Source organism: Actinoplanes sp. NPDC051388 (genome assembly GCF_055586225.1).
In genome coordinates, this window is the sequence record NZ_JBVJIP010000011.1 from 210,619 (window position 1) to 235,125 (window position 24,507).

A 24,507-nucleotide genomic window follows, 5' to 3' on the forward strand; every position below is an offset into this window, starting at 1 on the left:
AATATGGAGACAATCTCCGTTTGTCAACGAGGCCCTCATGACCGATGCCAAACCCCTGCGCGCCGATGCCCGCCGCAACCGCGAGGCCCTGATCGCCAAGGCCCGCGAGCTGTTCGCCGACGGCTTCTTCGACATGCGCTTCGACGACTTCGCCAAGCTGGCCGGGGTGGGCACCGGCACGCTCTACCGCCACTTCCCCACCCGGGAGGCCCTGGCCGAGGCGGTCTACCGCGAGGAAATCACGGCCATGTGCGACCGCGCCCGCGAGATGCAGGCCGCCCTCCCGCCCGACGAGGCGCTGGAGTCCTTCCTGCGCGGCTTCATGGCACACCTGCATTCGCACGAGGGTCTGGCCCGGACCCTCGCGACGCTGATGGCCACCCGTTCGGGGGCCTTGGCCGATGGCACCCGAGCCCTGGGCCAGGTGATCGCCGATCTGCTGACCGCCGCCGCCCGGACCGGAGCCATCCGCGACGACGTGGGCGCCGGCGCCGTCATGATGGCGCTGCAGGGCATCTGCGCGGCCTACGACCAGCCGTCCCGCACAGACGCCGACGGCGTCATCACCCTGGTCATCGCCGGCCTCCGCCACCCAGCGCCCTGAGCGAGGCCGGGTGCGCTCCGCATGGCAGCGGCGTCAGAGATCTCGTACCCGGAACACCACATGGCCGGCGACGGTCACGGTGACGCCCGCGCCGGCCAGGATGAGCAGGCCGAGCCCGGGGGCAACCATGCCGTCGGCCGGCACCACCGCGTACGCCGCCTGACCGGCCGTGGTGGGCCAGAAGGTGCCGAACAGGTCGCCGAGCACCCCGGGCAGACCCGGGCCGAGCGCCGGCACGAGCAGGAGCGCACCGACCAGCACGGCGAGGCTGGTGGTGGCCGACCGGACGATCGCACCGACCGCCACCCCGAGCAGGGCGACCAGAGTCAGGTACACGGTGCCGCCGATCAGGGCGCGCACGACGCCCGGATCGCCCGGCCGGGCCGCCGGCAGGCCGGCGCCGGTCAGCATCAGCTGCACCACGGCGAAGCTGAGCACGGTGGTGGCCAGGGCGACCACGAACCCGACCGCAGCGACGACGGCCGCCTTGGCCGCGAGCAGCCGGGACCGCGAGGGCACGAAGACCAGGCTGGTGCCGATCATCCCGGTGCCGTACTCGGAGGTGATGCTGAGCGCCCCCATCATCGCGATGATGAGCTGCGCGAACAGGAATCCCTTGAGGCTCACGGCGGTGGGGTCCCAGCCGAGTGGGAGGTCGGACGGCGACGCGCCGAGCACGTCGGAGGCCCCGAGCGCGCTCAGCGCCACGCCGGCGGCCACCGCACTCAGGGCGGCGATCCAGGTGCTGCGTACGCTACGCAGCTTGGTCCATTCGGAACGAAGGACGTTCATGCCGCGACTCCTTCGAATTCGATGGCGTCGTGAGTGAGCCGCAGGAACACGTCCTCCAGCGATTCGCGGACCGAGCCGAGCTCCTGCAGCGCGATCCCCTCGACCGCGGCGATGCTGCCGACGGTCGTCGAGTCGGTGCCGGTGACCAGGAACGAGGAGTTCGGCTGAGTCGTGAACGTCAGGCCGGCCTGGCCGAGTGCACGGGCCAGCTGCCCCGGTGACTGCGCCCGGACGGCGACCGCCTGGGAGGTGTTCGCCCGCACGAACTCGTCGAGCGTGGTCTCGGCGATGAGCCGGCCTCGGCCGACGACGACGAGGTTGTCCGCCGTCAGCTCCATCTCGGACATCAGGTGACTGGAGAACAGGATGGTGCGGCCCTGTCCCGCGAGATCACGCATGAGGGTGCGGATCCAGCGGATGCCTTCCGGATCAAGACCGTTGAGCGGCTCGTCGAGCACGATGACTCCCGGATCGCCGAGCAGGGCGGTCGCGATGCCGAGCCGTTGCTGCATTCCCAGCGAGAACTCCCCTGCCCGGCGGTCGGCGGCGTCGCGCAGGCCGACCAGGTCGAGCACCTCGCCGACCCGTCGCCGGTCGAGGCCGGCGGCCTGGGCGAAGGCGAGCAGATGCTGCGCCGCGGTGCGCTGCGGGTGCACGGCCCGGGCGTCCAGCAGGGCGCCGACCGTACGGGCCGGGTCGTCGAGCTCGGTGATGTCACGTCCGCCGATCGTGATCGTGCCGGCCGTGGCCCTGGTCAGCCCGAACAGCATCCGCATCGTCGTGCTCTTGCCCGCCCCGTTGGGGCCGAGGAAGCCGGTGATCACGCCCGGGGCCGCGGTGAAGGACAGGTTGTCGACGGCTGCTTTGCGGCCGAACTTCTTGGTCAGGTTCTCGGCCCGGATGCCGGCGGCGGCCGGCCGGCGGGTTCCGGTGTTCACCGAGGACGACCGACCGGGGGTACGTCCGCCGGTCATCGCCGGCCGGCCAGGGTGCGGAGTCGTTCGTTGCGGGCGTCCAGGGCTTCCTGAGTTGCCGGCACGACAAGGTCTCCGCCGGGCCCGGCACTGTCCTGGGCGCGCGTGGCGTACGGCCGCTGCCTGCTCTCGTAGTCGCGCAAAGCCGCGCCGAGATCGTCCGGATGGTCGCGCAGCGCCTGGGCGAGGAACCAGGTGCCGGTGAGCGCGAGGGAGGTCCCGCGGCCGGACAGGCCGGAGGCGCAGTGCGCGGCGTCGCCGACGAGGACGACATGCCCTCGGGACCAGCCCGGCATGTGGATCTGGCTGACCGAGTCGAAGTACAGCTCGGCGTCATCGCGGACCGCGTCCAGGATCTCGGGCACGCGCCACTCGTCGTGCCCGGCGAACGCCTCCGCCAGGATCCGCTTCTGCGCTGCGAGATCGCGGTGGTCGTATGCGATCCAGTCGGAGCGGAAGGTCATCACGCCGAGGGCGACGTCGCCGTACCGGGTGATGCCGATCATGTGGCCGGGCCAGTTCAGGATCGGGTTGTCCGGCGCGCCGCCGGGCTGGGCCGGCAGCGCCGTGAGGGCCACATAGAACCCGAGGTGCCGCAGATAGTGCTGCTCCGGGCCGAACACCAGCCGGCGGGTCAGGGAGTGCATCCCGTCCGCACCCACGACCAGGTCGAAGTGGTCCCGGCGCCCCGACTCGAAGGTGATGTCCACTCCGTCCCGCACGTCCCGAAGCTCGCTGATCGAATCGCCGAAGACCAGGGAGGTCGTCGCGCCGAGGGCGTCGCGAAGGACGTGCGCGAGGTCCTCGCGGGGAATCTCGACGTCGTCCGCGGAGTCACCGACCTCGTAGCCGGGAAGTTCGGCGACCACCGCGCCGTCGGTGTCGACGAACCGGGTCCGGGCGGTCATGGCGACCCGTCGTTGCTGGACCTCGTCCAGAATGCCCATCCGGCGGGCGACGTCGATGGCATCGCCGCGGATGTCGATGGGTGAACCGTTGACCCGAAGGTGGTCGGCTCGTTCGACGATGGTGACGTGGTGGCCGGCGGCGCCGAGGGTGATCCCGGCGCTGAGCCCGGCCATGCCGGCTCCGGAGACGAGGATGCGCATAGGCCACTGCCTTCGTGTCGAGAATAAGATACGAGTTGTATCTTACACCTGTGTGACAGCATGGTTCGACAACGTCGAGGGCGAGGGCGAGAGTGAGGTCAGTGGCGGAAAGCACCCCGGTCCGGCGCCGGCGCGGAACCGCCCTGGAAGAGGCGCTGCTCGAGGCGGCGTGGGCGGAGATCACGGAACGCGGGTACGAGCACCTCAGCTTCGACGCCGTCGCAGCCCGGGCCGGCACCAGCAAACCGGTCGTCTACCGCCGGTGGGCGAGCAAGCCGGAACTCGCCCAGGCCGCCTTCCGTCACGTCATCCAGCGCGACCCCATCCTCGCGCCGGACACCGGGAACCTGCGCGACGACGTCATCGCGCTGCTCAAGGAGATCAACGGGCGGCGCGTCGGCATCGCCACCGTCCTGATCGCCCAGCTGGGAGATCTCTACCGGGCCACCGGCACCAGCATGGACGCTCTCCGCACATCCCTGGAAACCGGCCAGGAAACAGCCATGGAGACGATCGTCGGCCGGGCCGTCCGGCGGGGCGAAATCGACGGGGCGAAACTGACCCCTCGCATCATCCGGCTCCCCGTCGACCTCTTCCGGGCCCAGCTGCTGATGACGGCCCGGGCCGTACCGGATGCCGACATCCTCGAGATCGTCGACACGATCTTCCTGCCGGTGGCCACGCGACCCGTGTTGACTCCGGGCCATCGATGATTCTCAGCTGATTGCCAGGCCGGGGCGATCCGGCGGGGCAATGCGGCCGGTCAGCGGGCCGCTACTCTGTCGTCTCGCTGTGCGATTCGGGGGAGGACGCGTTGTCGTCACAGGGTTATTCGTCGGATGTTTCGGCGGGTCCGGAGGAGGGTCTGCAACGGTTGCTCGCATCCGTGCAGTCGTTCCGCCGAGTGATGGGCGCGGCCGCGCGGGGGGACGCGCGGCACGAGGGCAGCGACGCGACCGGGCTGGTCAGTCTGGTGCTGGACGGCGCCGGCGGGGTGGAGTCGGTGCGGATCGGCCGGGAGTGGTTCCAGCGGCGCGGGGCGTCGTCGCTCGGCCCGGCGATGTATGAGGCTTACCAGGCCGCGATGACCATGGCTATGGAGGCGAGCGTCGGGCAGATGGACGCCGCCGAGGAAGAGGAGCGGCTCCGGGTCACCGACCCGTCCGATGTGTACCGTCCGCCGGCGCCGACCGGCCGCCCGCAGGATTTCCAGGCGCCGTCGTTCGCCGACATCCGGGACCGGCTGCGGACCATTGAGGAGCAGCAGTACGAACGGGAATACCTGCGCGAGCGCCGCCGCGTGGAGCAGCCGGCCGAGCGCCTGGTGTACGGGCCGTACCACATGGTCGCCGTCCAGATGCGCGGCGTGGGCGTCGCCGAGATCACCGTGGTGGCGAGTGCCGGGCGCGACGACGTGACCACCCTGGAACAGGACGCGGTTCTCGCGCTGCGGGCGGCCGGCAGATCGGCCGCCGACGGGGACGACCGGGAAACGGGGGGTGTGTGAGATGCCGGACGATGACATCAATGTCGTTTACAGCGCGTTCGACGCCGAGGCGCAGAAGTGGCGCGATCTCGCGGCGGTGATGAGCACGTCGCACAGCCGGGCCAGCGCGCTCTGGCTCAACGGCAGCGCGTTCTTCTGCGGCAACCCGGCGACGGCGTACGTCCTGAGTGAGGCGTACAACGGGATCCACGACCTGGTGAAAACGTTGCTGACCGACGCGGAGGAGGAGTTCTACCAGCTCGCCGAAGCGTTGATCATCGCCCGCGACCTGTACGACGGCTCCGACACGACGAGCGCCGCAGCCTTCGTCAAGATCTACGGGGAGTGACCGATGGCGCCGGAACCTGACAAGGCCAGCGCGGAGGGCACGCTGCAGGCGTCGGTCGACAAACTGACCACTGAGATCAACAAGCTGGAACCGAAATGCAACGACCTCATCGACAAGATCAACGGGTGTCTGCGCGACGCCTCGTTCGTGTCCCCGGTCGCGGCCTACCTTTACTACCGCAAGATCGAGGGCAAGCTCGACGAGATGTGGCAGTTCGTCAAGAAGCTCACCGAGGAGATCGGTAAGTACATCGGGGCGTCGCTGCCGGTCTTCTCGCTGATCGACCGGGGCTTCCGGTGGACCGACGAGGTCCTGCCCGAGTTCAGCGGCACGGTCGGCATCGCGCGGGACATCAAGCCGAACGCCCTCCAGGCCTGGGGGGCCGGCGAGGCCGGTCGCGCCTACATGGAGAAGCGGTGGGGCCAGGCGGGGGCTCTGCAGGGGACGACGAACGTCATCAAGGAATCCGGCCAGTGGCTGATCGACGTCGCCGCGCTCAACACCAAGTTCCTGGTCGACATCACCGAGCCCATCATCGAGCTGATCGAGGCCATCGTCGAGGCGATCGCCGAGTTCTCCACCGTGATCGGCGCGCCGCTGGCGATCGACACCGTCGCCGACGCCATCGGCAAGGCCCTCACCGCTGTGCTGCACATCGCACAGGAAGCGGTGAAACACCTGACGGACAGCCTGAGCGCGCTCAACCAGGCAAAGGTGATCGTCAACAACAACGACGCCTTCCCGGGCGGCAGCTGGCCGCAGGCGGTCAACCGCTGATGCAGAGGTGGCGACGAACGGCCGCGGTCCTGGCCGCGGCCGGTTTCTCGGTGGCGCTGGCCGCCCCGGCCGCCGCGGCGCCGCGCGACCAGCAGTGGTATCTGGATCGCATCGGCGCCCCCGCGGCGCAGGCGGTGAGCACCGGCGACGACGTGCTGATCGGCACGTTCCAGTCCTCGGTGGACACCACCGACCCGGCCCTCGGCGGCCGGGTCCGGCCGGCGAAACGGGTGGCGCCCGGCGATGGGGTGGAGGACATGCCGCCGGGCGAGGTCTCGGCCGCCGGCCGGGCCGCGGACACCGGTGCGGCCGGTCTTGTCGTCGCCCGCGGCAGCGACGGCCTGCTCGGCGTCGCTCCCGGGGCGCAGATCCAGCCGATCAACGGTCCGACCGGCGAGGAGAAGGTGTCGCAGGCGCTGCGCTGGCTGACCGACCAGGGCGCAAAGGTGATCGACATGTCCGGCGGTTTCACCGTCGGCGACGACGTCGAGCGGATCGATGGCATCAGCTACGCACTGTCGAAGGACGTCGTCGTCATCATGGACGCCCGGCGCGCCGACGACCTGAAGGACACGGTGACGACCGGAGTGCTCGTCGTCGGCGGCCTGACCGAGGACGACGAGCGCGACGGTGCCGCCTCGTTCGGCAGCCGGATCGACCTGGCCGCGCCCGGCGCGACCCTCGGTCTGGTCGGCCGCACCGGCGAGCGCACGAACGGGCCGATCGCCACGCAGGGCGACATCCAGGCGTGCGCGATCACCGCTGGTGTGGTGGCCCTGGTCCGCGCCGAGCACCCCGAGCTGAACGCCGCGTCGGTGATCGACCGGCTGCTCGGCACGGCGAAGGACCTCGGACCGGCCGGGCGCGACTCGACGTACGGCGCCGGCCTGGTCGACGCGGCGGCCGCGGTGACGACGGACCACCCGGCGATCACCGCCAACCCGCTCGGAGATCCGGGGCCGCCTCGTGACGGCAGCCTGACCGACCGGATTCCGAGGCTGGCGGCGATCGCCGGGGCGGCCGTCGTCGTGCTGATCGTTGTGGGAGTGATCCTGCTGGTGGTGGTGAGACGCCGCCGGCCCCGATAAGCCGGCTCAGGCCCTGATGACCCGGCGCATGCAGGTGGCGTGGCCGCTCACGTCCACGCTCACCACTTCCCACCCGCGCGTCTCCAGCAGCTCCACAGCGGACAGCATCTCGTCGGGCGGGCCGTTGTTGCCGGTCTTCAGCGAGAACCCGGCCCCGCCCTTGGCGAACATCGACCCCGCCGACGGCGTGACGTAGATGTATCGAAACGGGTAACCGTCGAGCGAGATGCGCCCGGCGAGGATGTCGTCGGCGGGAAAGATGCGTGGAGGACGGGCCTGCATCGCCCCACTATGCCTGACTGACTCCGTCCGCGGGTATCGGAGCCGCCGGCAGCGCTATGAGATCCGCCGTGAACGGAGTTCAGTGGCTCGCAGTGGTGCGGCACGGGGCAGGCTTCCGGTGAGGCTCCCTGTCCAACAGAATCCTCGTCACACATGCTGATCCCCGGCACCACCTGCGGTCGGCGTGGCGGTCTGCTGTTCTCCGCCGGGCCGGACCGGGCCAGCGATCGCACGGATGCTGTCGTGGGCGGCTTCGGCGACAGCCTCGGCCGTGATGCCGAATTCGTGGTAGAGCCGCTGAAAGTCGGCGGAGGCGCCGAAGTGCTCCAGGCTGATGATGCGGCCGGCGTCGCCGACGATGTCCCGCCATCCTTGACCGACACCCGCCTCGACGCTGACCCGAGCCCGCAGCGCGGGCGGCAGCACCTCGTCGCGGTAGGCCGCGCTCTGCTCGGCGAACCATTCCCGGCACGGCATCGAGACCACGGGGGCGGTGATGCCGTCGGCGGCGAGCAGATCGCGAGCGGAGAGGGCGATCGGCACCTCCGAGCCGGTGCCGATCAGCAGCACCTCAGCATGGTCGTCTGCGCCGGCCAGCACGTAGCCGCCGCGGGCCGCGCCGTCCGCCGGCGCGTACGCACCCGGGCCGCGGTCGAGCACAGGCAGGTTCTGCCGGGTCAGGATCATCCCGGCGGGCCGATCAGTGTTTTCGAGGACGGCACGCCAGCAAACGGCGGTCTCGTTGGCGTCACCCGGGCGCACGACGTCAAGGCCGGGAATGGCCCGCAGCGCGGCGAGGTGCTCGACGGGCTGATGGGTCGGTCCGTCCTCGCCGAGGCCGATGGAGTCGTGCGTCCAGACGTAGGTGGCGGGCAGCTGCATCAGCGCCGCGAGCCGGACCGCGGGCCGCATGTAGTCGCTGAACACCAAGAAGGTGCCGCCGTACGGTCGCGTCAGGCTCTGCAGGGCGATGCCGTTGAGAATCGAGCCCAGGGCATGCTCGCGGATGCCGAAATGCAGAGTTCGGCCGTAGGGTCCGCCGGCCCAGTCCCGGGTCTGCCGATCGGCCGGGATGAAGGACGCTTCGCCGGCCATGGTGGTGTTGTTGCTCTCCGCGAGGTCGGCGGAGCCGCCCCACAGCTCGGGCAGGACCGGTGCGAGCGCGGCTAGGATCTCTCCGGACGCCTTGCGGGTGGCCATGCCCTTGGCATCGGGCGCGAAGGTGGGCAGCGCGCCAGCACCTGGTCGTCGACAGCGAACGAGACGTCCGGGTCGAAGCCGAGCAGTCGTTTCGTCGCGGCGATCTCGTCGGCGCCGAGCGCTGCCCCATGGGCCTTGCCGGTGTTCTGCTTGGTCGGGGCCGGCCAGCCGATGATGGTGCGGAGCTTGATCAGCGATGGCCGGCAGGTCTCCGCCTTCGCCGCCTCGATCGCCGTGTGCAGGGCGTCGACGTCCTCGCTGAACGAGATGTCGGTGTCATCCTCGATGGAGATGTGGTTGGCGTCGTAGAAGACGACGAGGTTGCCGAGCTGCTGGTGCCCGGCCAGCGAACTCGCCTCGGCGGTGACCCCTTCCATGAGGTCGCCGTCGGACGCGATGACGTACACGTGATGGTCGAACGGGCTCTCGCCGGGTGCCGCCTGCGGGTCCAGCAAGCCGCGTTCGCGGCGGGCCGCCATCGCCATGCCGACGGCACTGGCAAGGCCCTGCCCGAGCGGCCCGGTCGTGATCTCGACCCCGCGGGTGTGGTGGTACTCGGGGTGGCCCGGCGTTGCCGAGCCCCAGGTGCGCAGGGCGCGCAGGTCGTCGAGTTCAAGGCCGTAGCCACTGAGGTAGAGCTGGGTGTAGAGGGTGAGGCTGGCGTGTCCGGCGGCGAGCAGGCGTGCGGTGTCCACCGCACGGACATCGAGCGCGTCCCAGCCCACGGTGTCCGCGACCGGAAGCGAAACCTGCCGGTCAACCTGATGGCTTCGGGTCATGATGTCCTCGTTCCTGTGATGGGCGTGCCGATCAGGACCGGACGAGCTCGATCCGTTTGTCGGCGATGCCTTCGAAGAGCTTGTCGAAAGACGCGATGAACGCATCGACGCCTTCCCGTTCCAGGACGGTCGATGAGTTCCTCGACGTAGGTCACGTCTCGCCGATCCAGACTCTCCTCGTAGAGTTCAGTCCCCGCTCGTGGGACTTACGCTGCTGGAAGGACCGCCCGCTCACCTCTGGTGAGGAGCTGACGCCAGCTGTTGTCGGAGTACCGGAACGGCATCGTCGAGTTGAGGAAGTCCTGCAGCGCCGGCAGGAGTCGGTCTGCTGCGGTCTCATGGGGATAATGGCCTGCGCCGTCGATCTCGAGCAGGCCCGCGTCATTCAGCAGCCCTGCGACGGCCCGGTTCTGGTGGGGCGGGATGGTCCGGTCGTCGCTGCCCCAGGCGAGGAGTACCGGCAGGCCGGTGAGCTGTCTGAGGTGCTGAATGGCACTGATCGATTGTCCTCGCCAGTTGATGACGGTGTGCGCGGTGCGCATGAAGGTACGACGCTGACCTGCGTGGATGAGGCGGCGCAGCCCTTCGGCAACCGGAGCGGCGTCGGGGGCGGCCAGCGCCTTCGGCGCAACCGCCGACACCGCCGACAGTGCTCGCCGAGTGACGCTTTCGGGCACCAGCGCCAGCCCCGCGACGAAGATTTGCGCTCCTGGCAGGGTGGCTGCACGCAGTGCCGGGGTGAGCTGGGGGCCGAGGCCGCCGCTGCTGATCAGCACGAGCCGCTCGATACGCTCCGGGAATTGGTAGGCGAACTGCAAGGCGACGCCGCCGCCCAGGCTATGACCAACCACTGTGGCCGATGGGTGGCCGAGCACGACGAGTAGGTCGCGCAGCGACGCGGCGAGCGCCCCGAGGGAGTAGTCGCCGGCCGGTGCGTCCGATTCGCCGTGACCGGGAAGGTCGGGGGCGATTACGGTGTGAGTGGCCGCGAGGGTGCCGATAACCTGATCCCACGTCCGGCGAGTACCGCCGAGTCCGTGAACCAGAAGCAGCGGCTCGCCGGCACCCGCGACGGTGTAGGCGATCGTGCCGGTGCCGATACGAGCGCGACGTTCGCGGCACGGTTTCAAGTGCGTGGTCGTGATGGGGCATCTCCGATGCAGTGGCAATGTGAGAGCAAGCCACAGCTCGCGGACCGTCGGCGACGGCGTCACGGCGACAGCGATGTCGAGTGGGCTTGCAACGAGCCAGGGACTGCCCGCCGTGCCGCACCGCAAACGCGGTCACTGCCAGGAGCGGCCGAGACGACTACCACACCGGCGTTGGTGACCCTCGGCCTCGATCTGGCGGCGCATCTGCCGCAGGGACCGCGCGATCATCGGGAGACATGCATCGGAACAGCCGCATCGTCATCGAGCAGGCCAAGGGTATCGTCGCGCAGGCCTATGGGGTGAGCCCTGACGAGGCCTTCAGCCTGATCCGCCGCTACTCGTGCGGTAACCGGCAGCGCCTCAGCGACGTCGCAAATGCCATCATCACAAAGCTGCCTGTCCTGCCGGACTTGATACAACCGTGACGGACCGTCAACCGGCCTCAACATGACGCGAGTCCATCGGTGTGACCAATCGCCGCGCCAGCACGCGGTAGGGCGAACCGCCAACGGGTAAACGTCTGCATGCGACTGCGACGAACAGCCCGGATGAGTCCCGCCCAGCGCCGATCAACCCGCGCTGCGCCGCATCCGTACCAAGGTTTCACCAGCACCCGTGCCACCTTGGAGCAAGGCCTGCACCTGCACGTCCGCCAACGCGTCCACCCGGAAACCACATCGCCGGCCTGGGTCCTGCTGCACGGTCTCGCTGTGTCACACCGATACCTCATGCCGACCGCGTCGGCACTGCCCGGCTCGGTGTTCGTCCCCGACCTGCCCGGCTTCGGCCTCTCCGCCAAGCCGCACCGGGCGTTGAGCGCCGAAGAGCACGCCGATGTCATCGCCGCTTGGCTCGACACGGCCGGCCTCGCCGAGGTGAACGTGGTCGCGAACTCGTTCGGCTGCCAAGTCGCCGTCGAACTCGCGATCCGACGTCCGGCCACGGTTTGCTCACTGATCCTCGTCGGGCCGACCGTCGATCCCTCTGCGGCGACCTCCGTCGGTCAGGCACGCCGCTGGGCACGCGATCTGTTCAGCGAAGACCCGCACCAGATCCCGATGATCGCCACCGACATCCGGGACGCCGGCCCCCTGCGCGTCCTGCGTACGCTTCGGCACTCCGTCCGCCACCAGATGGACCAGCGCATTCCCCTGGTCGACGCGCCGATTCTGATCCTCCGCGGCCAGCACGACCCCCATCGCCCCGGCCGACTGGACCACCCGAGCAGCGGCACTGGCCCGTCGAGGTCGAAGCGACGCCATTCCACACGCGCCGCACAACGCGGTCACGACCAGCGGGGACCTGGTCGCCGCGTGTGCTGCTGCCTTCGCCGACGAGAGCACTACTCGTGGTGCGCCTCAGAGCGGGCGACCGCTCGAACGCTGGGAAGTCCCCTCAGCCGATTAGCCGACCTCGCCAAAGGCACTGACTGAGGATTTTGCCGGAGATGGTGATGCGGGTGGCACCGCTGGTCGACGCCGAGTAAGCGGCGGCAGCCTGTTCTGCTTCACCCTGCCCCAGGCCGGCCCCTCCCCCACTCGACCGGCGGAACCGCCGAAGCAGCACTGCACGCCTCGGCGTGACACCGGACCTGTGCAACAACGTCGATCACGCCGGCTCGCAAGCGCAACCCCACGACACGAATGCCGGGTTCGCGACGCAATCTAGATCTTGGCGGTACGTACCTCGCCGGAGCGGTGCAGTAGGAAGCCACTCACAGCCCCGGCAACCGTGAGCACGGCGAATAGGCCGACGGTGAGCACGGGTGACAAGTCGAGCAGAGCGAGCACCAGAGCCAGCGGAACGCCGGCACCGGGCCACAGCACCGCTCCTCTCACCCGTCCGCCGAGGTGAGCCTGCATGACCGCAGCACTGAGCAGGTAGCCAGCCATGGCGATCCCAAGCACCCAGCGGGTCCCAGCACTTAGATGATCGTCAGCGCCGTGCAGGACCGCATGTTCCAGCCCGACTGCCACCGCCGCAAGGGAAACAGCCAGCGGTAGATGGATGTACACGAAGAAGTCGTGGACGCCGTGTTTGGCGCCCTCGTCCCCGTCTATCGCAAGCCGCCGCTTCGCTGCTCCGCCGGAAAGGTCGAAGTAGATCCACCACAGTGCTACGGCGACCACGAACGCCGCCGTCGCGGTAACTATCACGGTAGGCTGCCACTCACCGTCGTGCAGGCCCGTCACCACTGCGGCTACGGATTCGCCGAGCACCAGGATGATGAACAGGCCGAAGCGCTCCGGCAGGTGCTCCAGATGCAGCGGGACAGCATCCTTGAGCCGGGCGGCGAAAGTCGGCCACGCAAGGTCGGCGAGCACTCCGAGGCCCCACAGCCAGTATCGTGCCGATTCCGGGAAGGCCAGGGAGGACAGCCAGATGGCCGCGCCGAGCGAGTGCCCGATCAGGTAGAGCCGAGCGGTCGAGCGGGCCTCCGGAACGTGCCACCACGCCCGCAGGTAGCCGGCGACCAGCGCCAGCCGAATCATGACGTAGCCGACGACAAACCAGCGTACGACCGGGCTGTCGATCTTGTCGGCGGCGGCTGCCATCGCCACGACACCAGCCATCGCCGCAAGCATGATCAGGCGGAACACCGCGTCGTCGGTGTCGAACCGGTTGGCGTAGAGGGTCGAGCTCGCCCATGCCCACCAGCCGATGGTGAGCACCGCACAGAACACCAGCGCGCCGTGCCACGTCTCGTCCTCGGCCAGCGCGTGCGCGCATCGTGCTACGAACAGCACGAACGCCAGGTCGAAGAAAAGCTCCAGGCGCGTCGCGGAACGGTTCGAGTCCTGGTTCAGGTCCGGTGGCCGGACGGGATCGACCTGCTCGGACTCCTGCTCGTCGAGCCGCTCGCTGTCCTGCGCCATCGCCTCTCCCCGGCTGATCGATGCGAACGTAACCGTCTGCAGTCCAGACGTCGAGCTCCCGCTGGAAGTGGAAGCGCGACGCCGACGGGCGCCCGAGGGGTCGTCAGTGCACGCGCGGCTGGGCTTTGGCACGGCGGGCGACCGAGAGCAGCACCCGGGCGCGGGCGTCGTCGCGGCCAAGGACCGCATTCAGCTCGGTGGCGACGGCGTCGGTCGCCGTGATTACCTCGCTCAGGTCAGCTCGAGGATCCATCGTGGCAGTCAGAGCAACGACCAGTTGCCCGCGGTCGCGTTGAACTTTGCTGCGTGCGGAGCGGATGCCGGGGGTATCGGACAGCACTTCGGCTGCGGTGGTAGCCGGCCCGGACGGGTCGACCAGTAGACGGCCGGCCTTACCGGAGCCGGGCAGCACCAGCAGGCCGACACCCCGCCTGGGTAGGTGGGCGAAAAGCCACCACAGGCCGAGCAGCACGGCCAGTGCACCGGCGCCGCCGGCGGCCCAGGGCCACCAGCTGGTGTTGAGGATGTCGCCGGCGCCCTCGGTGGACAGCTTTGTGGGGAACTGCGGAAACAGATGGCGGAGGTTTCCGTTGTACCAGGCGGTCAGGCCGATGCCCGCGACAAGCAGAATCAGGCCGAACAGCACCGCGAGGATGCGGTCGAGGCCGAGGACGGAGCGGCGCATCAGTTGCCTTCCCGGCGCGCATAGTGGGAACGAACCCGGACCTTGACCGACGGTGGTTGCTGCAGGGCGGACAGCCGCTGTCCGACGGCATCGCGGACCAGGTCGGCGATCTGGTCTCGGTCGGATTCGACGGTGACGGTTACTTTGCGGCGGCTGGCCACCGAACTGGCCGAGAGCACACCGTCGACGTCGTCGGCGGCAGCGGAGGCGATTCGGGCGATGTCGCCGGTGCGCAGGAACACGCCCGTCGCCGAGGTGACCGCGAGGGTCTTACGGGAGCGCGGGCGCAGCGCGGCGGCGATCAGCCACACTCCGATCAGTGCGACGGCCAGACCGGCCGGGATCATCCACCATTCGGCGGTCAGACCGTCGAGGCCGTCGAAGAACGCGGCGAGCCAGGTGCGGCCCGGGCGCGAGTCGACTCGCGCGACAGCGTCGTGCAGCAGGACGACCCCGATGGCGGTGAGCAGGACTGCCATCAGCGGTCCAACGACACCGACGCGGCCCGCACCGGACTTCTGCCGGGCAGCTTGCATCGCCGGTCCGGCATGAACCGGCCGTGATGGCGAGGTGTCGAAAGCACTCGTGGTGGTGGTCATTGCACTCTCCTGCGCGGTGCGGCCTGCACCCGGATGATCTTTGCGATGGTGACGTCGACCGCGTCGACTTTCAACCCGGCCAATTGCCGTAGTTGTTCGGTGACCGCGTCGCGGACCTGACCAGCGAGCAGCGGTGCCGGGGTCGGCCAGACGCCGACGATCTCCACCTCGGCGCGTACGCGGCCGCCGGCGACGTCGCAGTCCACCCGCGGGTACGCGCGTCCCAGCACCGAGTTGAAGGCGTTGGTGGTCTTCTCGGCCGGGGCTACCCCGATCACGCTGAGCGCGGCTGCCTCGGCGATGCGCTGCACCGCGCGATCTTTGATCAACAGGCCGCCCCGCCGGCCGGGCTCGTCGGAATCGGTGCTCAGGTCGTCACCATCAAGGGCGCCGTTGAGCACGGGGGCGGTGTCCAGGACCGCGGGATGGTCAGCCACGGCTGCGGCCCGGGATCAGGCCGGCGAGGTTGACGCGGCCTTCCAGGTGGGCGCCGATGACGTAGCCGACTGCGGCGAACAGGATCGCCAGGACGAACCAGCCGAATCCGGCGGTTGCGGCGATCAGCGCGAGGATCAGTCCGGCGAACAGGCCGGTCGTGGAGGAAGACACAGGGCGACTCCTGACATGGGATCCGGCAGGCGAGGAACTCGGCACCGGCAACACGAAATCTGCGAGGAAATGAGGGGTGGACACGTCGGCGACCCTGCGGTTCACAAGGCCGCCGACACCATGCCGTGACGTCATGCGACGGCGATGTCCTCGACGAACACGTGCACCGGCGTCGCCACCAGAGTCGCGACTGCCTGATGGATCGACTGCGCGGTCTGCCGCACCGGCATCTGTCCGGCGACCACCACATGCACCTCAATAAGGTCGTCGCTGAGCTTGACGCCGGTGACCCGCCGACCCGGGAGATACGTAGCCACCTCACCGAATCTGCCCGCGTGCAACCGAGTCACGTCCGGAACCGCCAACACCAGAGCAGCGATCTCATCCGCGGTCGTCGGGACCGCGTCGATGACGGTGCCGGTCCATGGCTGACCTGCCTCGACCGGAACCGGCACTTCCACCGGTTGCGGAACCTCCGCCGCCACGACCACCACGTCGACGTACTCGTCGTCGTGGCCGGTCGGCGGCGGCGTCGTCAAATCCGGCGCTTGTTCGGCAGCCAGGCCCGTGCCGGGATCCTGGAGGTCGTCGCGCCGGCCGGGAGTCGGTGTAGTCACTGCACCCGTGGCGCGCTGTCGGCGGCGTCGTCGTGCTCGTCTTCCGGCAGGTGGATGTCGGCCACCGCGATGTTGACCTCGGTGACCTGCAGGCCGGTCATCCGCTCGATCGAGTCGATCACGTTGCGCCGCACCGAGGAAGCCAGATCCGCGATCGCGACGCCGTACTCGGCGATCATGTCGATGTCCACCGCAGCCTGTGTCTCGCCGACCTCGACCGACACGCCCTGGGAGTGGTTGACCCGGCCGCCCGGGATCCGCTCACGGACCGCACCCAGCGCTCGCGAGGCTCCGCCGCCGAGTGCGTAGACACCGGAGACGTCCTTCGCAGCGATCCCGGCGATCTTCGACACCACCGTGTCCGCGATCGACGTGGTGCCCTGCGTGCTCTGCAAACCCCGTTCCCGCGTCGGCAGGCCGCCGACACGGTTGCCCGGCTTCGGCGCCGTGGTCGTGGCGATCGAGTCAGTCATGAAATCTCCTCAAGATGGGCCGGCGACGACGACGCGTCACCGGCAGCGACCCCGCCCGGACTACGCAGACCGCAGCGGTGTGTCAGCTGGTTAGTGGGCCGAAATCGAGAAACGTCATGCTCATCAGCTAGTGATCTGGGTCACATGGAGGGCTGAATTTGTGAGCCGTCGAATCAGGCGGGCAGTCACGTCACGGTCAGGGGGTGAACATGCCAAGCCAGTCACAAGGCGGTGTCACGGCACCAGATTCGTCGCCAGAGCTGAGTGACGAAGTACTGGCACGACGCGCCGGACTCGGTGACCGGGATGCATTCGCCCGCATCGTGAATCGGCACGGCCCGGCGCTGTACCGCTACGCCGCACGGCTGCTGGACAACCCGGCCGACGTCCAAGACGCTGTGCAGGACGCGTTCATCGGCGCCTGGAGAGGCCTGGGCGGCTACCGCGGTGACGCCGGCCTGCGGACCTGGCTGTTCACCCTTGTGAGGCGAAAGGCGTACCCCCGCCTCATTCGTTTCCCGGCCTCAGGCAGCCGACCACATGTCTCCACCAATGTCGCAGAAGTCGCCGACCACCACGCTGACCCCGCTGGACTCCACTCGGGCACAGCGCTACTGGCCGCCCTGGATGCCGCCTTGCGTACCTTGCCCGAACGCCAGCGCTCAGCCTGGATCCTCCGACAGGTCGAAGATCTGACCTACGCTCAGATAGCCGGCATCCTCGGCGTCAGCTCCGACGCCGTCCGTGGGCTGCTGGAGCGAGCCCGCACCAATTTGGCGATTACCATGAAGGAGTGGCGGTGACCAACGACCCGCACGGCGACGACGCCGTCCTGACTCAGGCCACCGAACTGCTACGCCAACACACCGACGCGGGGTGGACCGCCATCAGTGCCACCATCCTGCAACGCGCAATCGCCGCGTTCCGAGCCTCCGATCCGGTCCGCGGCCGCCACGATCTCGGAGACTTCTTCATCGCCAGCACCGTCCTCGTGGCCGAGATACGCCAAGCCGTCGACAAGATTCCCCACGCGGCCGCTACCCGGATCACCTGCACCACCGACGACCAGCAGTACCTGGCTGACGTCACCATCGAGATCATCGCCGCCTACGGCACCCACCTGTTGACCCTCGCCGAAAACGTCCATCGCGCTGCCGCTGTCACACTCGGCGAAATCCTCGGTGATCTCGCACCCCCTGGTGGCTCCATCCACGTCCACGTCCACATCGGCGACATCACCGACGACCCTCGCGACGTGCTTTAGCAGTCCTCGCCCGCGCGTCTGCGCCATGCCGACTATTTCCAACACCCGGCGGACAGGTGGTTGAACGTCGACGAGGCGCAGCACGACTCCCGTTCCGCGAACCTGATTGCCGGTCTGATCATCGCCCTGAACGTCTTCCTCATCCTCCGCACCTTGACGGCATGATCGTCCGTGCCGAGTCAGAAGAGCCCGGCGCTGCCGGCCGACGCCGCGGCCTCGGTCCTGCTGGCCACGCGCAGCTTACGCAGCAAGGTCGCCGTGAGCCGTTGACCGTCCGCTCCGAAACGTGCAACTCGACACCGACCGCGATGTTGGTCGCCTCCGCCGCGATGAGCCGCAGCAGCCGCCGCTCGGCGTCGTCGAGGTTCGCCCGCGGTTACCGGGTGCCACGACCGGGCAGGAGCAGCGCACCGAGCAGTCCGCCCGGAAGCACCACCCAGTTTGCATGCGTCGCGAATGCCCCGGTTCGGCGGCATCACGCGCTTCCGCCGGGACGACCGTGCAACAGCGCCATCGTCAAGGTCAGCGCCGCCGGCACCCTGCTCATCGGCGCCACTCGCGCGGGGAAGCTCGCCGGATCCCATCCCGGCCCCGCGGGAATCACCGCGGGACCCGGGCGGGCCGCAAGCACCGACGAGACCTGGCCTGGGCCGGCCGTGTCCTTGGTCTGTGACCAGATGATCACGACGGTCGGGCGCAGGCGTTCGGCCGCCCCAGCCAATGCCTGCGGCGGGACCCGTGCTCCCAGCACACACCCGTTCACCCCGGACTCGATCAACGCGGCGGCCAGGGCGTCCAAGGGCAACGACTGGCCTTCTTCTTCCGCACACGCCAACAGCACCTGCGGTCGGCCGCGTGGACGCCGGCCCATGGCCAGCGTCACAGACATGGAACGGGTGAATAGGCGCTCGGCCAGGACCAGCGTGCCGGTGTCGGCGCCCCGGCAGCACAGGCCGGTCCACACGGGCCGGATGAGCTGCTCCCACGTCCACACCACGCCATGATCGGCGATCGATGCCCGCACCACGGCCGCAGCATCGTCACCATCGAGGCGAATCGCGGCTCCGATCAACCTGCCGACGGCAGGCCCGGACCGGCAGCCAGCGACCTCCGACAAGAGCCGGTCGGTCCGCGACGAGGCAGGTGCGGTCATCAGGCTCCCCGGACGAAGCAACAGAGCACGCGATGGTGCCGCCGGGGACTGGGACGACCACTTACCACCACTCTGCGACTGCAGGTCAGCACCGTCGAGGAACGACCCAGCGACCTTGGGACCACGGTCATTTCGTGGCGGCGGCCTGTCTGACATTCTTCGCCGCCTCCGCGGCAGCGCCCGCATCACGGGCAAGATCAACATCACCTTCAGGCTGGGGTACGCACAGCAGCAGCGCACGGGGCCGCACGGTGACCAGCAACTGCTTGCCGGGCTCGATGAGATCCCCGTCGAGCTGGCGTGGCTGGATCCGGTTGCTCCGGATGTCAACCCGCGACGCGGTGAACGCCTCCATTCTCGGCACCGCCTCCTTGCGCCGCAGCACCGCCCAGCCGAGCGACGCCCAGTGCAGCAACGTTCTCGGACTGAGCACGGCCACATCCAGCAGACCATCGTCGGGCACCGCGTCGTTGAGCAGCCGCATCCCACCCTGCAACCGCCCGACGTTGCCCACGATCACCGTCTTCGGGCGCCGGGTCATGGTTCGCCGGTCATCGAGGGTAAGGCGGATCCGCATCGGACGGTCGCGGAGGTGCTTTGCCGCTCCGACGACGTACGCGAGCCACCCGATGTGCTTCTTCGCCGTGTCGTTGGTCGCGTCAAGCATGTGGCCGTCGAAACCCATCCCGGCCATCACGGCGAAGCTCTGCTCGCCGACGGAGCCGACGTCGATGCGGCGTCGTCCGCCCTGCAGCACCACCTCGACACCGGTGGCGGCGTCTCCGGTGAGACCGAGGTTGGTGGCCAGCAGGTTGCCGGTGCCGGCGGGCAGGATGGCCAAGGCGACGTCGCTACCCGCGAGGGCGGTGACGCAGGCCATCACGGTGCCGTCACCGCCACAGGCGAACACGAGCTCGGCACCGCGTCGTACGGCTTCAGCTGCCTGGCCCGCGCCCGGGTCGCCGACAGTCGTCTCCAGCCACATCGGCTCCGGCCATCCGGCGTCCGCAAGCCCGCCGGCGATGGTCCGGCGCAGCAAATCGAGGTCAGAGACCTTCACGGGGTTCACGACGACAGCCGAGCGCAGGGCGCCGGCCCGGAGTTTGTTCATGGCGGAAATCCTCACCGTCTTGGCCGCCGAATCGAGCGGCGGCACGCGGACACGGAAAGCGCCGCCGGCCCGGGCTTCCCGGGCCGGCGGCGGTCATCTTCAGTCGTCAGTGGTCGACAGCGTCGCGGCTGCCGGACTTCGCCAGCCCGCGGCTGACCAGGTATCCGATGGTCAGCAGGACCACGAAGAACCAGGCCCGGTCGGCGCGGAAGAAGTCACCGGCAGCGCCGTTGTCACCGTTGCCGTTGCCGTCGACCACCACGGACGCGATCAGCACGCCCAGGGTGACCACCACGTACGCGATGAACTCCGTGGTCTTGAACGCGGCCTTGGTCTCGGCGAGCCGGCGGCTGCGAACCCCATCGACCGAAGCGGCGTCATGCCGGGAAATGCCAGCAGTCGAGCTTGTCATGTTGTCTCCTGTACGACTTACTTTCGTGGAACCACACGCCAAATCGACGGTGGTGCAGTTCGATGGATGACGTGACCTGCTACCCGTCGGCTTGGTCGGGAACCCCAAGCGGTGCAACCGGTCCACGTTCGTCCTATGTAGACTGCCCCGGGTAGGGACAGCCAAACGCGATTCGATGACCCGCTGTGGTGCTTGAAGTCTCATTCGCTGAGTGCGGCCATCGTGCTGTGCGCAGCGCCGCCCAGGCTGTGGCCGACGACGGGTGCCCGAGCACGACCAGTAGGTCGCGAAGCGATGCGGCGAATGCCGAGCGAGTAGTCGCCGGCCGGTGCGTCCGAGTCGTAGCGCGGTCCGAAGTGGGTGTTGGTGATGTGGAATCTCCAGAGAAATACGGAAAGGGACGACGTCGGGGCTTCAACGCGGTGCGGATGCCCTCAGCCGCGCGCTGCAAACCGATTGTGACCAGTGCGGCAATGACATACACCACGTCGGCACCTTTGCTCCGGGATCAGGCTTCTCGTGGGGTGGGCGATGAGGGCAGCACGTGAGCCGGTTCAGATGGGTCAACTGCGTCGCCGGATCGTTGATGCCGATGGACAACCAGGCGATCAAGGCGAACCTCAGATGCGCCATCCCGTTTGCCGCGCCGAGCCCGTGTCCGGCAACTTGGATCTTCAGCGGCGCGCTGCCGGAGCCCCACGCGACTTCATGGCCCCAAAGACGTGCGGCGAATTGTTGTGCCACGTAAGCCCTGAACCAGCCTCGACCCACCTGCATGCCCTGCCTAACGTCGTGCGGTCTTACATCGTGCGGTGACCACATTTCCACCGCTGTGCCGAGCGAGCCACGGAATGGTCCGGGCCTGCTCAAGGCTCGACCTGCTTCGTCAGCGTCTCGATTGTCTCTGATGTCAACGAGAAGAACCTGGAATGTCGCGGCAGGAACGCCCCGCCGGTGGACGCACTCGACGCGGTCACCAGTGAGCTCGCCGCGGCCCTGAGCGCCCGTAGCGTTTCCTTTTTGATCGCGGACCTCAGCGGCCGGGCCTTGGTCCGGCTGGCACACGCGCCCTTCGACGGCTCCGACGCGGCACGCCATCGCGGTGATGAGGCGGCCACCGTTCTGCCCTTCGACGGCGGCCCCGCCGAGCAGGCGCTGCGCACCCAGACGGTGCAGACTCTCGCGCTGCCCGACGGGTGGACAGTGCTGGCGCCGGTGACCGATCGCGGCGAGGTGATCGGTCTGCTGGAGATGATCCTGCCGGACGAGCCGGTTCCGCAGGTGCTGCGGGAGATCGCCCGCACGGCGCACGCACTGGCGTTCGTGGTGATCGCCAACCGGCGGCACACCGACCTGTTCGAGTGGGGCCAGCGCACGACCCCGTTCACCCTCTCCGCGGAGATCCAACGCCGCCTGCTTCCCGCCTCCTTCACGTGCGAAGCCAGCGCGTTCACCCTGTCGGCCTGGCTCGAGCCGGCCGCGAGTATCGGCGGGGACACTTTCGACTACAGCCTGGGCCGCGACGTGCTGCACTTCAGCGTCACCGACGCGATGGGTCACGGCGTGGCAAGCGCGCTGACGGCCACCCTCGGCGTGGGCAGTCTGCGCAACAGCCGCCGCCGTGAGGCCGATCTGGTCGAGCAGGCCGTCGCGGCGAATGCCGCCCTGATCGAGAACGCCGTCGTGCCCGGCGGCTACCTGACCGCGGTGCTCGGCCGCCTTGACCTGCGCACCGGTAGCTGCTCGATGCTCAATGCCGGGCACGTGCCACCGCTGCTGGTGCGCGACGGCGACACCCGGGAGCTGCGACCACCCGGCAATGTCGGCCTCGGCATGTTCGCCAGGTCCAGCTTCCACGCCGGCGAGATCCCGCTTCGACCGGGCGACCGCCTGGTAGTGCTCACTGACGGCATGCACGAACGCAAGGCCGCCCACCTCGACCTGCCGGCACGGTTACGCGAACTGGCTCCCCTGCATCCGCGCGAAGCCGTACGGTCGCTCGCCGACGCGAACGGAGCACCAGCGCCGGCGCGGACCCGGCCCGAACCAGCGACGCGCTGCCGGACTGAGTCATCGCCTGTCACCCCGTCGCGCTGGTGGCGAGCGCCACCACGGACATCCGGCCCTGAGCTCGCGCACTCAAGAGGCATCGGCGGGAAGCCGATGCACGCCCCGTGGCGTGGCACTCGACAGCGCCCTGACGCGCTGCTCCAATTCCTCGTCGGCGCCGGTCATCCGGTCGCTGTGCTGGCGCAGATTCTCCGCGACCAGTCTTTGACCGCCAGAATGAGTCGGCCTGAGGCACGGTGCTGGTGTTGCCACCGGTCCGTTCCCTGGACCGCTCGCGGTGACAAAGCGGGTCACGGCAGGAGCGCGAGCAGGGAAGTCGCGACCAGCAGGGCAGCGAGTGCGATGTTCACTGCTCGGGAGAGCCGGGGTCTGCTCATGACCGGCACAATCAGCCGACCAGCGAGCAGCCAGATCACATGAATTCCCACCACCACGGCCGCGAGCAGCGGGATCTTCAATGCGGCGTCAAGGAGTGCAGTGTCTGCCAGCCGGGCGCTGGCCACGACCGCCGTGATCGCGATCCATGCCTTGGGGTTGATGAGGCCGAGGATCAGCCCGTCGAGGAGTCTGGGGTGGTGCTCGGCCTGGGCCCGTTTGTTCAGCGGCGGCGCGGTCGCGATGTGGTAGGCCAGCCACAGAATGTATGCGGTGCCGACGATGAGCAGCGCCCAGCGCAACGCCGGCACGGTCAGCAGAACCGCGGTGATCCCGGTCGTGGCGGCAAGGAGTACGACGATCGTGCCGGCGATCAGGCCGAGACAGTACGCCGCGCTACGCCGGACGCCGTACGCGACAGACGCGCCGACCAGGCTGATGGTCGAGGGGCCGGGACTGCCCATGATCGTCAATGCCGAGAAGATCAGCGTGCCGGCCGCGCCGATCGGCACCTCTGGCAGCGCGGTCGACGAGGGCAGACCGTAGGGTTGGGTCATGGCCGGAAAGTTAACGGCGGCGGACCGGCAGGGTCTTGAACGATCCTGCACGTGGTCCGAGTCGATCCGGTTCGGCGCGGGTGCGCCGGGCCTGGACCGTGCCTCGGTGACGCTGTCGCGCACTGCCTTTGCGCCGCACCGGCACGACGCCTACGCAGTCGGCGTCACCACCGGCGGCGTGCAGATCTTCCGCTACCGCGGTGCCCGTCGGATATGTCTTCCAGGTCAACTACATGTGCTGTACCCGGACGAGCTACATGACGGTGCGCCCGGAACCGCTGACGGGTTCTCGTACCGGATCGTCTATCTGGCTCCGGAACTGATCCGCGAGGCTTCGTCCGGCAATCCGCTGCCGTTCGTCGCCGACCCCGTCCAGCCCGTACGTCGGTCGGTGGCCCCGCTGGCCGACGCACTCACCTCGTTATTGGCCGACCTGGCCGAGCCGATCGGCCGGCTGCGCGCGGTGGAGGCCGCGGTGGCGGTCGCCGACGGCCTCGCTCATCTAGCCGAACGTGTGCCACGCCGACCGGCGATGCTCGACGCGCGGGCGGTCGGGCTGGTGCGCGACTATCTGGTCGCGCACGCGTGCGAGCCGATCAGCGCGGACACGCTCGAACGGGTGGCCGGCACCGATAGATACACGATCGTGCGTCATTTCAAGGCCGCCTATGGCACGACGCCTGACCGGTACCGTGTGCTGCGCCGGCTCGACCTTGCGCGGGCGGCGATCGGTGCCGGACGGTCGTTGGCGAGGGCTGCCGCCGACGCCGGCTTCGCCGATCAGAGCCACCTCACGAGGCAGTTCAAGCGGGCCTACGGCATGACACCGGGCCACTGGCGGCGCCTCACCGGCGCGGCTGCGCCTGATGCGGCCGTGGGAGGAGACGGACATCATCGTTGAGCACGCCAGGATCAGGCTTACGGTCGGGGAGCCACCGCTGCAGCCCGAATGCCGGGCTCGGCTGGTCTACGTGCCCGTCGAACCTGACCTGGTCGCCGAAGGGGAAGCCGATACAGCCCTCGACGGCATTTCGGGAGAGCCCGCCACGTACGGCTCCGCCTCGATCTGCACCCGCACGACGTGATGCTGGTCGCCGACCTCGCATATCAATGAC

General features: G+C 68.9%; 27 protein-coding genes and 2 pseudogenes. 12 read left to right on the forward strand and 17 right to left on the reverse strand.

Annotated features, from left to right (window positions below; all coding sequences use genetic code 11):
* Positions 1-37: 37 nt before the first annotated feature.
* Positions 38-604, forward strand: coding sequence for a TetR/AcrR family transcriptional regulator (locus ACZ6TI_RS27185; RefSeq protein WP_465347972.1), 567 nt, complete (start codon positions 38-40; stop codon positions 602-604).
* 33 nt (positions 605-637) lie between these two features.
* On the opposite strand, the gene ACZ6TI_RS27190 is transcribed toward ACZ6TI_RS27185, so the two are convergent.
* From ACZ6TI_RS27190 to ACZ6TI_RS27200, 3 genes are read right to left on the reverse strand one after another with little or no spacing between them, the layout of a single operon-like run.
* The gene (locus ACZ6TI_RS27190; protein ID WP_465347973.1) at positions 638-1,396 is read right to left on the reverse strand and encodes an ABC transporter permease; all 759 of its coding nucleotides are present in this window, start codon (positions 1,394-1,396) and stop codon (positions 638-640) included.
* Positions 1,393-2,334 (reverse strand): ABC transporter ATP-binding protein, encoded by a 942-nt coding sequence (locus tag ACZ6TI_RS27195; RefSeq protein WP_465347974.1) that lies wholly within the window; start codon positions 2,332-2,334, stop codon positions 1,393-1,395. Before ACZ6TI_RS27195 ends, ACZ6TI_RS27190 begins: the two co-directional genes overlap by 4 nt.
* A gap of 32 nt (positions 2,335-2,366) precedes the next feature.
* Positions 2,367-3,479, reverse strand: a complete 1,113-nt coding sequence (locus ACZ6TI_RS27200; protein WP_465347975.1) for an FAD-dependent monooxygenase — start codon at positions 3,477-3,479, stop codon at positions 2,367-2,369.
* Positions 3,480-3,580: 101 nt separating this feature from the next.
* Here ACZ6TI_RS27200 and ACZ6TI_RS27205 point away from each other — a divergent pair, with 101 nt between their 5' ends.
* The 5 genes from ACZ6TI_RS27205 to ACZ6TI_RS27225 all read left to right on the forward strand — a co-directional run bounded on the left by ACZ6TI_RS27205 (position 3,581) and on the right by ACZ6TI_RS27225 (position 7,179).
* Positions 3,581-4,192 (forward strand): TetR/AcrR family transcriptional regulator, encoded by a 612-nt coding sequence (locus ACZ6TI_RS27205; protein ID WP_465347976.1) that lies wholly within the window; start codon positions 3,581-3,583, stop codon positions 4,190-4,192.
* A gap of 161 nt (positions 4,193-4,353) precedes the next feature.
* Positions 4,354-4,986, forward strand: coding sequence for a hypothetical protein (locus tag ACZ6TI_RS27210; RefSeq protein ID WP_465347977.1), 633 nt, complete (start codon positions 4,354-4,356; stop codon positions 4,984-4,986).
* Position 4,987: 1 nt separating this feature from the next.
* Complete coding sequence (locus tag ACZ6TI_RS27215; RefSeq protein ID WP_465347978.1) at positions 4,988-5,314, forward strand: hypothetical protein; 327 nt, start codon at positions 4,988-4,990, stop codon at positions 5,312-5,314.
* A gap of 3 nt (positions 5,315-5,317) precedes the next feature.
* Positions 5,318-6,091 (forward strand): hypothetical protein, encoded by a 774-nt coding sequence (locus tag ACZ6TI_RS27220; protein ID WP_465347979.1) that lies wholly within the window; start codon positions 5,318-5,320, stop codon positions 6,089-6,091.
* Positions 6,091-7,179 (forward strand): S8 family serine peptidase, encoded by a 1,089-nt coding sequence (locus tag ACZ6TI_RS27225; protein WP_465347980.1) that lies wholly within the window; start codon positions 6,091-6,093, stop codon positions 7,177-7,179. The genes ACZ6TI_RS27220 and ACZ6TI_RS27225 overlap by 1 nt, the downstream gene beginning before the upstream one ends.
* A 6-nt stretch (positions 7,180-7,185) precedes the next feature.
* Here the strand turns inward: ACZ6TI_RS27225 and ACZ6TI_RS27230 are convergent, their stop codons facing one another.
* From ACZ6TI_RS27230 to ACZ6TI_RS27240, 3 genes and pseudogenes are all read right to left on the reverse strand, one after another.
* Complete coding sequence (locus tag ACZ6TI_RS27230) at positions 7,186-7,461, reverse strand: hypothetical protein (RefSeq protein ID WP_465347981.1); 276 nt, start codon at positions 7,459-7,461, stop codon at positions 7,186-7,188.
* A gap of 147 nt (positions 7,462-7,608) precedes the next feature.
* Positions 7,609-9,341: pseudogene (locus ACZ6TI_RS27235) on the reverse strand (transketolase family protein); the annotation flags it as partial.
* A gap of 305 nt (positions 9,342-9,646) precedes the next feature.
* Complete coding sequence (locus ACZ6TI_RS27240; RefSeq protein ID WP_465347982.1) at positions 9,647-10,654, reverse strand: alpha/beta fold hydrolase; 1,008 nt, start codon at positions 10,652-10,654, stop codon at positions 9,647-9,649.
* A gap of 173 nt (positions 10,655-10,827) precedes the next feature.
* Here ACZ6TI_RS27240 and ACZ6TI_RS27245 point away from each other — a divergent pair, with 173 nt between their 5' ends.
* Positions 10,828-11,016: an ANTAR domain-containing protein gene (locus tag ACZ6TI_RS27245; protein ID WP_465347983.1), complete on the forward strand. Its 189-nt coding sequence runs from the start codon at positions 10,828-10,830 to the stop codon at positions 11,014-11,016.
* A 123-nt stretch (positions 11,017-11,139) separates the two neighbouring features.
* Positions 11,140-12,024 carry an alpha/beta fold hydrolase gene (locus tag ACZ6TI_RS27250; protein WP_465347984.1) on the forward strand — a complete coding sequence of 295 codons (885 nt, stop codon included), beginning with the start codon at positions 11,140-11,142 and terminating at the stop codon, positions 12,022-12,024.
* A 231-nt stretch (positions 12,025-12,255) separates the two neighbouring features.
* Here the strand turns inward: ACZ6TI_RS27250 and ACZ6TI_RS27255 are convergent, their stop codons facing one another.
* The 7 genes from ACZ6TI_RS27255 to ACZ6TI_RS27285 form a co-directional block, all read right to left on the reverse strand.
* Positions 12,256-13,467 carry a low temperature requirement protein A gene (locus ACZ6TI_RS27255; protein WP_465347985.1) on the reverse strand — a complete coding sequence of 404 codons (1,212 nt, stop codon included), beginning with the start codon at positions 13,465-13,467 and terminating at the stop codon, positions 12,256-12,258.
* Between the two features lie 103 nt (positions 13,468-13,570).
* Positions 13,571-14,152, reverse strand: a complete 582-nt coding sequence (locus ACZ6TI_RS27260; RefSeq protein WP_465347986.1) for an Asp23/Gls24 family envelope stress response protein — start codon at positions 14,150-14,152, stop codon at positions 13,571-13,573.
* Positions 14,152-14,631, reverse strand: a complete 480-nt coding sequence (locus ACZ6TI_RS27265; protein ID WP_465347987.1) for a DUF6286 domain-containing protein — start codon at positions 14,629-14,631, stop codon at positions 14,152-14,154. The genes ACZ6TI_RS27260 and ACZ6TI_RS27265 overlap by 1 nt, the downstream gene beginning before the upstream one ends.
* Positions 14,632-14,747: 116 nt before the next feature.
* Positions 14,748-15,188 carry an Asp23/Gls24 family envelope stress response protein gene (locus tag ACZ6TI_RS27270; RefSeq protein ID WP_465347988.1) on the reverse strand — a complete coding sequence of 147 codons (441 nt, stop codon included), beginning with the start codon at positions 15,186-15,188 and terminating at the stop codon, positions 14,748-14,750.
* A complete protein-coding gene (locus ACZ6TI_RS27275; protein WP_465347989.1) occupies positions 15,181-15,360 on the reverse strand; it encodes a DUF2273 domain-containing protein in 180 nt (59 codons plus the stop codon). Before ACZ6TI_RS27275 ends, ACZ6TI_RS27270 begins: the two co-directional genes overlap by 8 nt.
* A gap of 131 nt (positions 15,361-15,491) precedes the next feature.
* Positions 15,492-15,899: a hypothetical protein gene (locus ACZ6TI_RS27280; RefSeq protein ID WP_465347990.1), complete on the reverse strand. Its 408-nt coding sequence runs from the start codon at positions 15,897-15,899 to the stop codon at positions 15,492-15,494.
* Between the two features lie 74 nt (positions 15,900-15,973).
* Positions 15,974-16,450 carry an Asp23/Gls24 family envelope stress response protein gene (locus tag ACZ6TI_RS27285; RefSeq protein WP_465347991.1) on the reverse strand — a complete coding sequence of 159 codons (477 nt, stop codon included), beginning with the start codon at positions 16,448-16,450 and terminating at the stop codon, positions 15,974-15,976.
* 209 nt (positions 16,451-16,659) lie between these two features.
* Here ACZ6TI_RS27285 and ACZ6TI_RS27290 point away from each other — a divergent pair, with 209 nt between their 5' ends.
* Both ACZ6TI_RS27290 and ACZ6TI_RS27295 read left to right on the forward strand, forming a co-directional pair.
* Positions 16,660-17,253 (forward strand): RNA polymerase sigma factor, encoded by a 594-nt coding sequence (locus ACZ6TI_RS27290; RefSeq protein WP_465348084.1) that lies wholly within the window; start codon positions 16,660-16,662, stop codon positions 17,251-17,253.
* The gene (locus tag ACZ6TI_RS27295; protein WP_465347992.1) at positions 17,250-17,714 is read left to right on the forward strand and encodes a hypothetical protein; all 465 of its coding nucleotides are present in this window, start codon (positions 17,250-17,252) and stop codon (positions 17,712-17,714) included. Before ACZ6TI_RS27290 ends, ACZ6TI_RS27295 begins: the two co-directional genes overlap by 4 nt.
* A gap of 475 nt (positions 17,715-18,189) precedes the next feature.
* On the opposite strand, the gene ACZ6TI_RS27300 is transcribed toward ACZ6TI_RS27295, so the two are convergent.
* The 3 genes from ACZ6TI_RS27300 to ACZ6TI_RS27310 form a co-directional block, all read right to left on the reverse strand.
* Positions 18,190-18,867, reverse strand: a complete 678-nt coding sequence (locus tag ACZ6TI_RS27300; RefSeq protein ID WP_465347993.1) for a hypothetical protein — start codon at positions 18,865-18,867, stop codon at positions 18,190-18,192.
* Positions 18,868-18,994: 127 nt separating this feature from the next.
* Positions 18,995-19,978, reverse strand: coding sequence for a diacylglycerol/lipid kinase family protein (locus ACZ6TI_RS27305; RefSeq protein WP_465348085.1), 984 nt, complete (start codon positions 19,976-19,978; stop codon positions 18,995-18,997).
* A 106-nt stretch (positions 19,979-20,084) separates the two neighbouring features.
* Positions 20,085-20,390: a hypothetical protein gene (locus tag ACZ6TI_RS27310; RefSeq protein ID WP_465347994.1), complete on the reverse strand. Its 306-nt coding sequence runs from the start codon at positions 20,388-20,390 to the stop codon at positions 20,085-20,087.
* A 1,251-nt stretch (positions 20,391-21,641) separates the two neighbouring features.
* On the opposite strand from ACZ6TI_RS27310, the pseudogene ACZ6TI_RS27315 reads away from it, so the two are divergent.
* A pseudogene (locus ACZ6TI_RS27315) lies at positions 21,642-22,379 on the forward strand (PP2C family protein-serine/threonine phosphatase); the annotation flags it as partial.
* 371 nt (positions 22,380-22,750) lie between these two features.
* On the opposite strand, the gene ACZ6TI_RS27320 reads toward ACZ6TI_RS27315, so the two are convergent.
* Positions 22,751-23,515: a LysE family translocator gene (locus ACZ6TI_RS27320; protein ID WP_465347995.1), complete on the reverse strand. Its 765-nt coding sequence runs from the start codon at positions 23,513-23,515 to the stop codon at positions 22,751-22,753.
* On the opposite strand from ACZ6TI_RS27320, the gene ACZ6TI_RS27325 reads away from it, so the two are divergent.
* Positions 23,499-24,293: an AraC family transcriptional regulator gene (locus tag ACZ6TI_RS27325; RefSeq protein ID WP_465347996.1), complete on the forward strand. Its 795-nt coding sequence runs from the start codon at positions 23,499-23,501 to the stop codon at positions 24,291-24,293. The genes ACZ6TI_RS27320 and ACZ6TI_RS27325 overlap by 17 nt on opposite strands.
* The last annotated feature ends 214 nt before the right edge of the window (positions 24,294-24,507 follow it).

Coding starts and splice junctions, on each gene's coding strand:
- ACZ6TI_RS27185 (WP_465347972.1), top strand. CDS start 38: ATGACCGATGCCAAACCCCTGCGCGCCGATGCCCGCCGCAACCGCGAG.
- ACZ6TI_RS27190 (WP_465347973.1), bottom strand. CDS start 1,396: ATGAACGTCCTTCGTTCCGAATGGACCAAGCTGCGTAGCGTACGCAGC.
- ACZ6TI_RS27200 (WP_465347975.1), bottom strand. CDS start 3,479: ATGCGCATCCTCGTCTCCGGAGCCGGCATGGCCGGGCTCAGCGCCGGG.
- ACZ6TI_RS27215 (WP_465347978.1), top strand. CDS start 4,988: ATGCCGGACGATGACATCAATGTCGTTTACAGCGCGTTCGACGCCGAG.
- ACZ6TI_RS27220 (WP_465347979.1), top strand. CDS start 5,318: ATGGCGCCGGAACCTGACAAGGCCAGCGCGGAGGGCACGCTGCAGGCG.
- ACZ6TI_RS27225 (WP_465347980.1), top strand. CDS start 6,091: ATGCAGAGGTGGCGACGAACGGCCGCGGTCCTGGCCGCGGCCGGTTTC.
- ACZ6TI_RS27230 (WP_465347981.1), bottom strand. CDS start 7,461: ATGCAGGCCCGTCCTCCACGCATCTTTCCCGCCGACGACATCCTCGCC.
- ACZ6TI_RS27245 (WP_465347983.1), top strand. CDS start 10,828: ATGCATCGGAACAGCCGCATCGTCATCGAGCAGGCCAAGGGTATCGTC.
- ACZ6TI_RS27250 (WP_465347984.1), top strand. CDS start 11,140: ATGAGTCCCGCCCAGCGCCGATCAACCCGCGCTGCGCCGCATCCGTAC.
- ACZ6TI_RS27255 (WP_465347985.1), bottom strand. CDS start 13,467: ATGGCGCAGGACAGCGAGCGGCTCGACGAGCAGGAGTCCGAGCAGGTC.
- ACZ6TI_RS27260 (WP_465347986.1), bottom strand. CDS start 14,152: ATGCGCCGCTCCGTCCTCGGCCTCGACCGCATCCTCGCGGTGCTGTTC.
- ACZ6TI_RS27265 (WP_465347987.1), bottom strand. CDS start 14,631: ATGGCAGTCCTGCTCACCGCCATCGGGGTCGTCCTGCTGCACGACGCT.
- ACZ6TI_RS27285 (WP_465347991.1), bottom strand. CDS start 16,450: ATGACTGACTCGATCGCCACGACCACGGCGCCGAAGCCGGGCAACCGT.
- ACZ6TI_RS27290 (WP_465348084.1), top strand. CDS start 16,660: ATGCCAAGCCAGTCACAAGGCGGTGTCACGGCACCAGATTCGTCGCCA.
- ACZ6TI_RS27300 (WP_465347993.1), bottom strand. CDS start 18,867: ATGACCGCACCTGCCTCGTCGCGGACCGACCGGCTCTTGTCGGAGGTC.
- ACZ6TI_RS27305 (WP_465348085.1), bottom strand. CDS start 19,978: ATGAACAAACTCCGGGCCGGCGCCCTGCGCTCGGCTGTCGTCGTGAAC.
- ACZ6TI_RS27310 (WP_465347994.1), bottom strand. CDS start 20,390: ATGACAAGCTCGACTGCTGGCATTTCCCGGCATGACGCCGCTTCGGTC.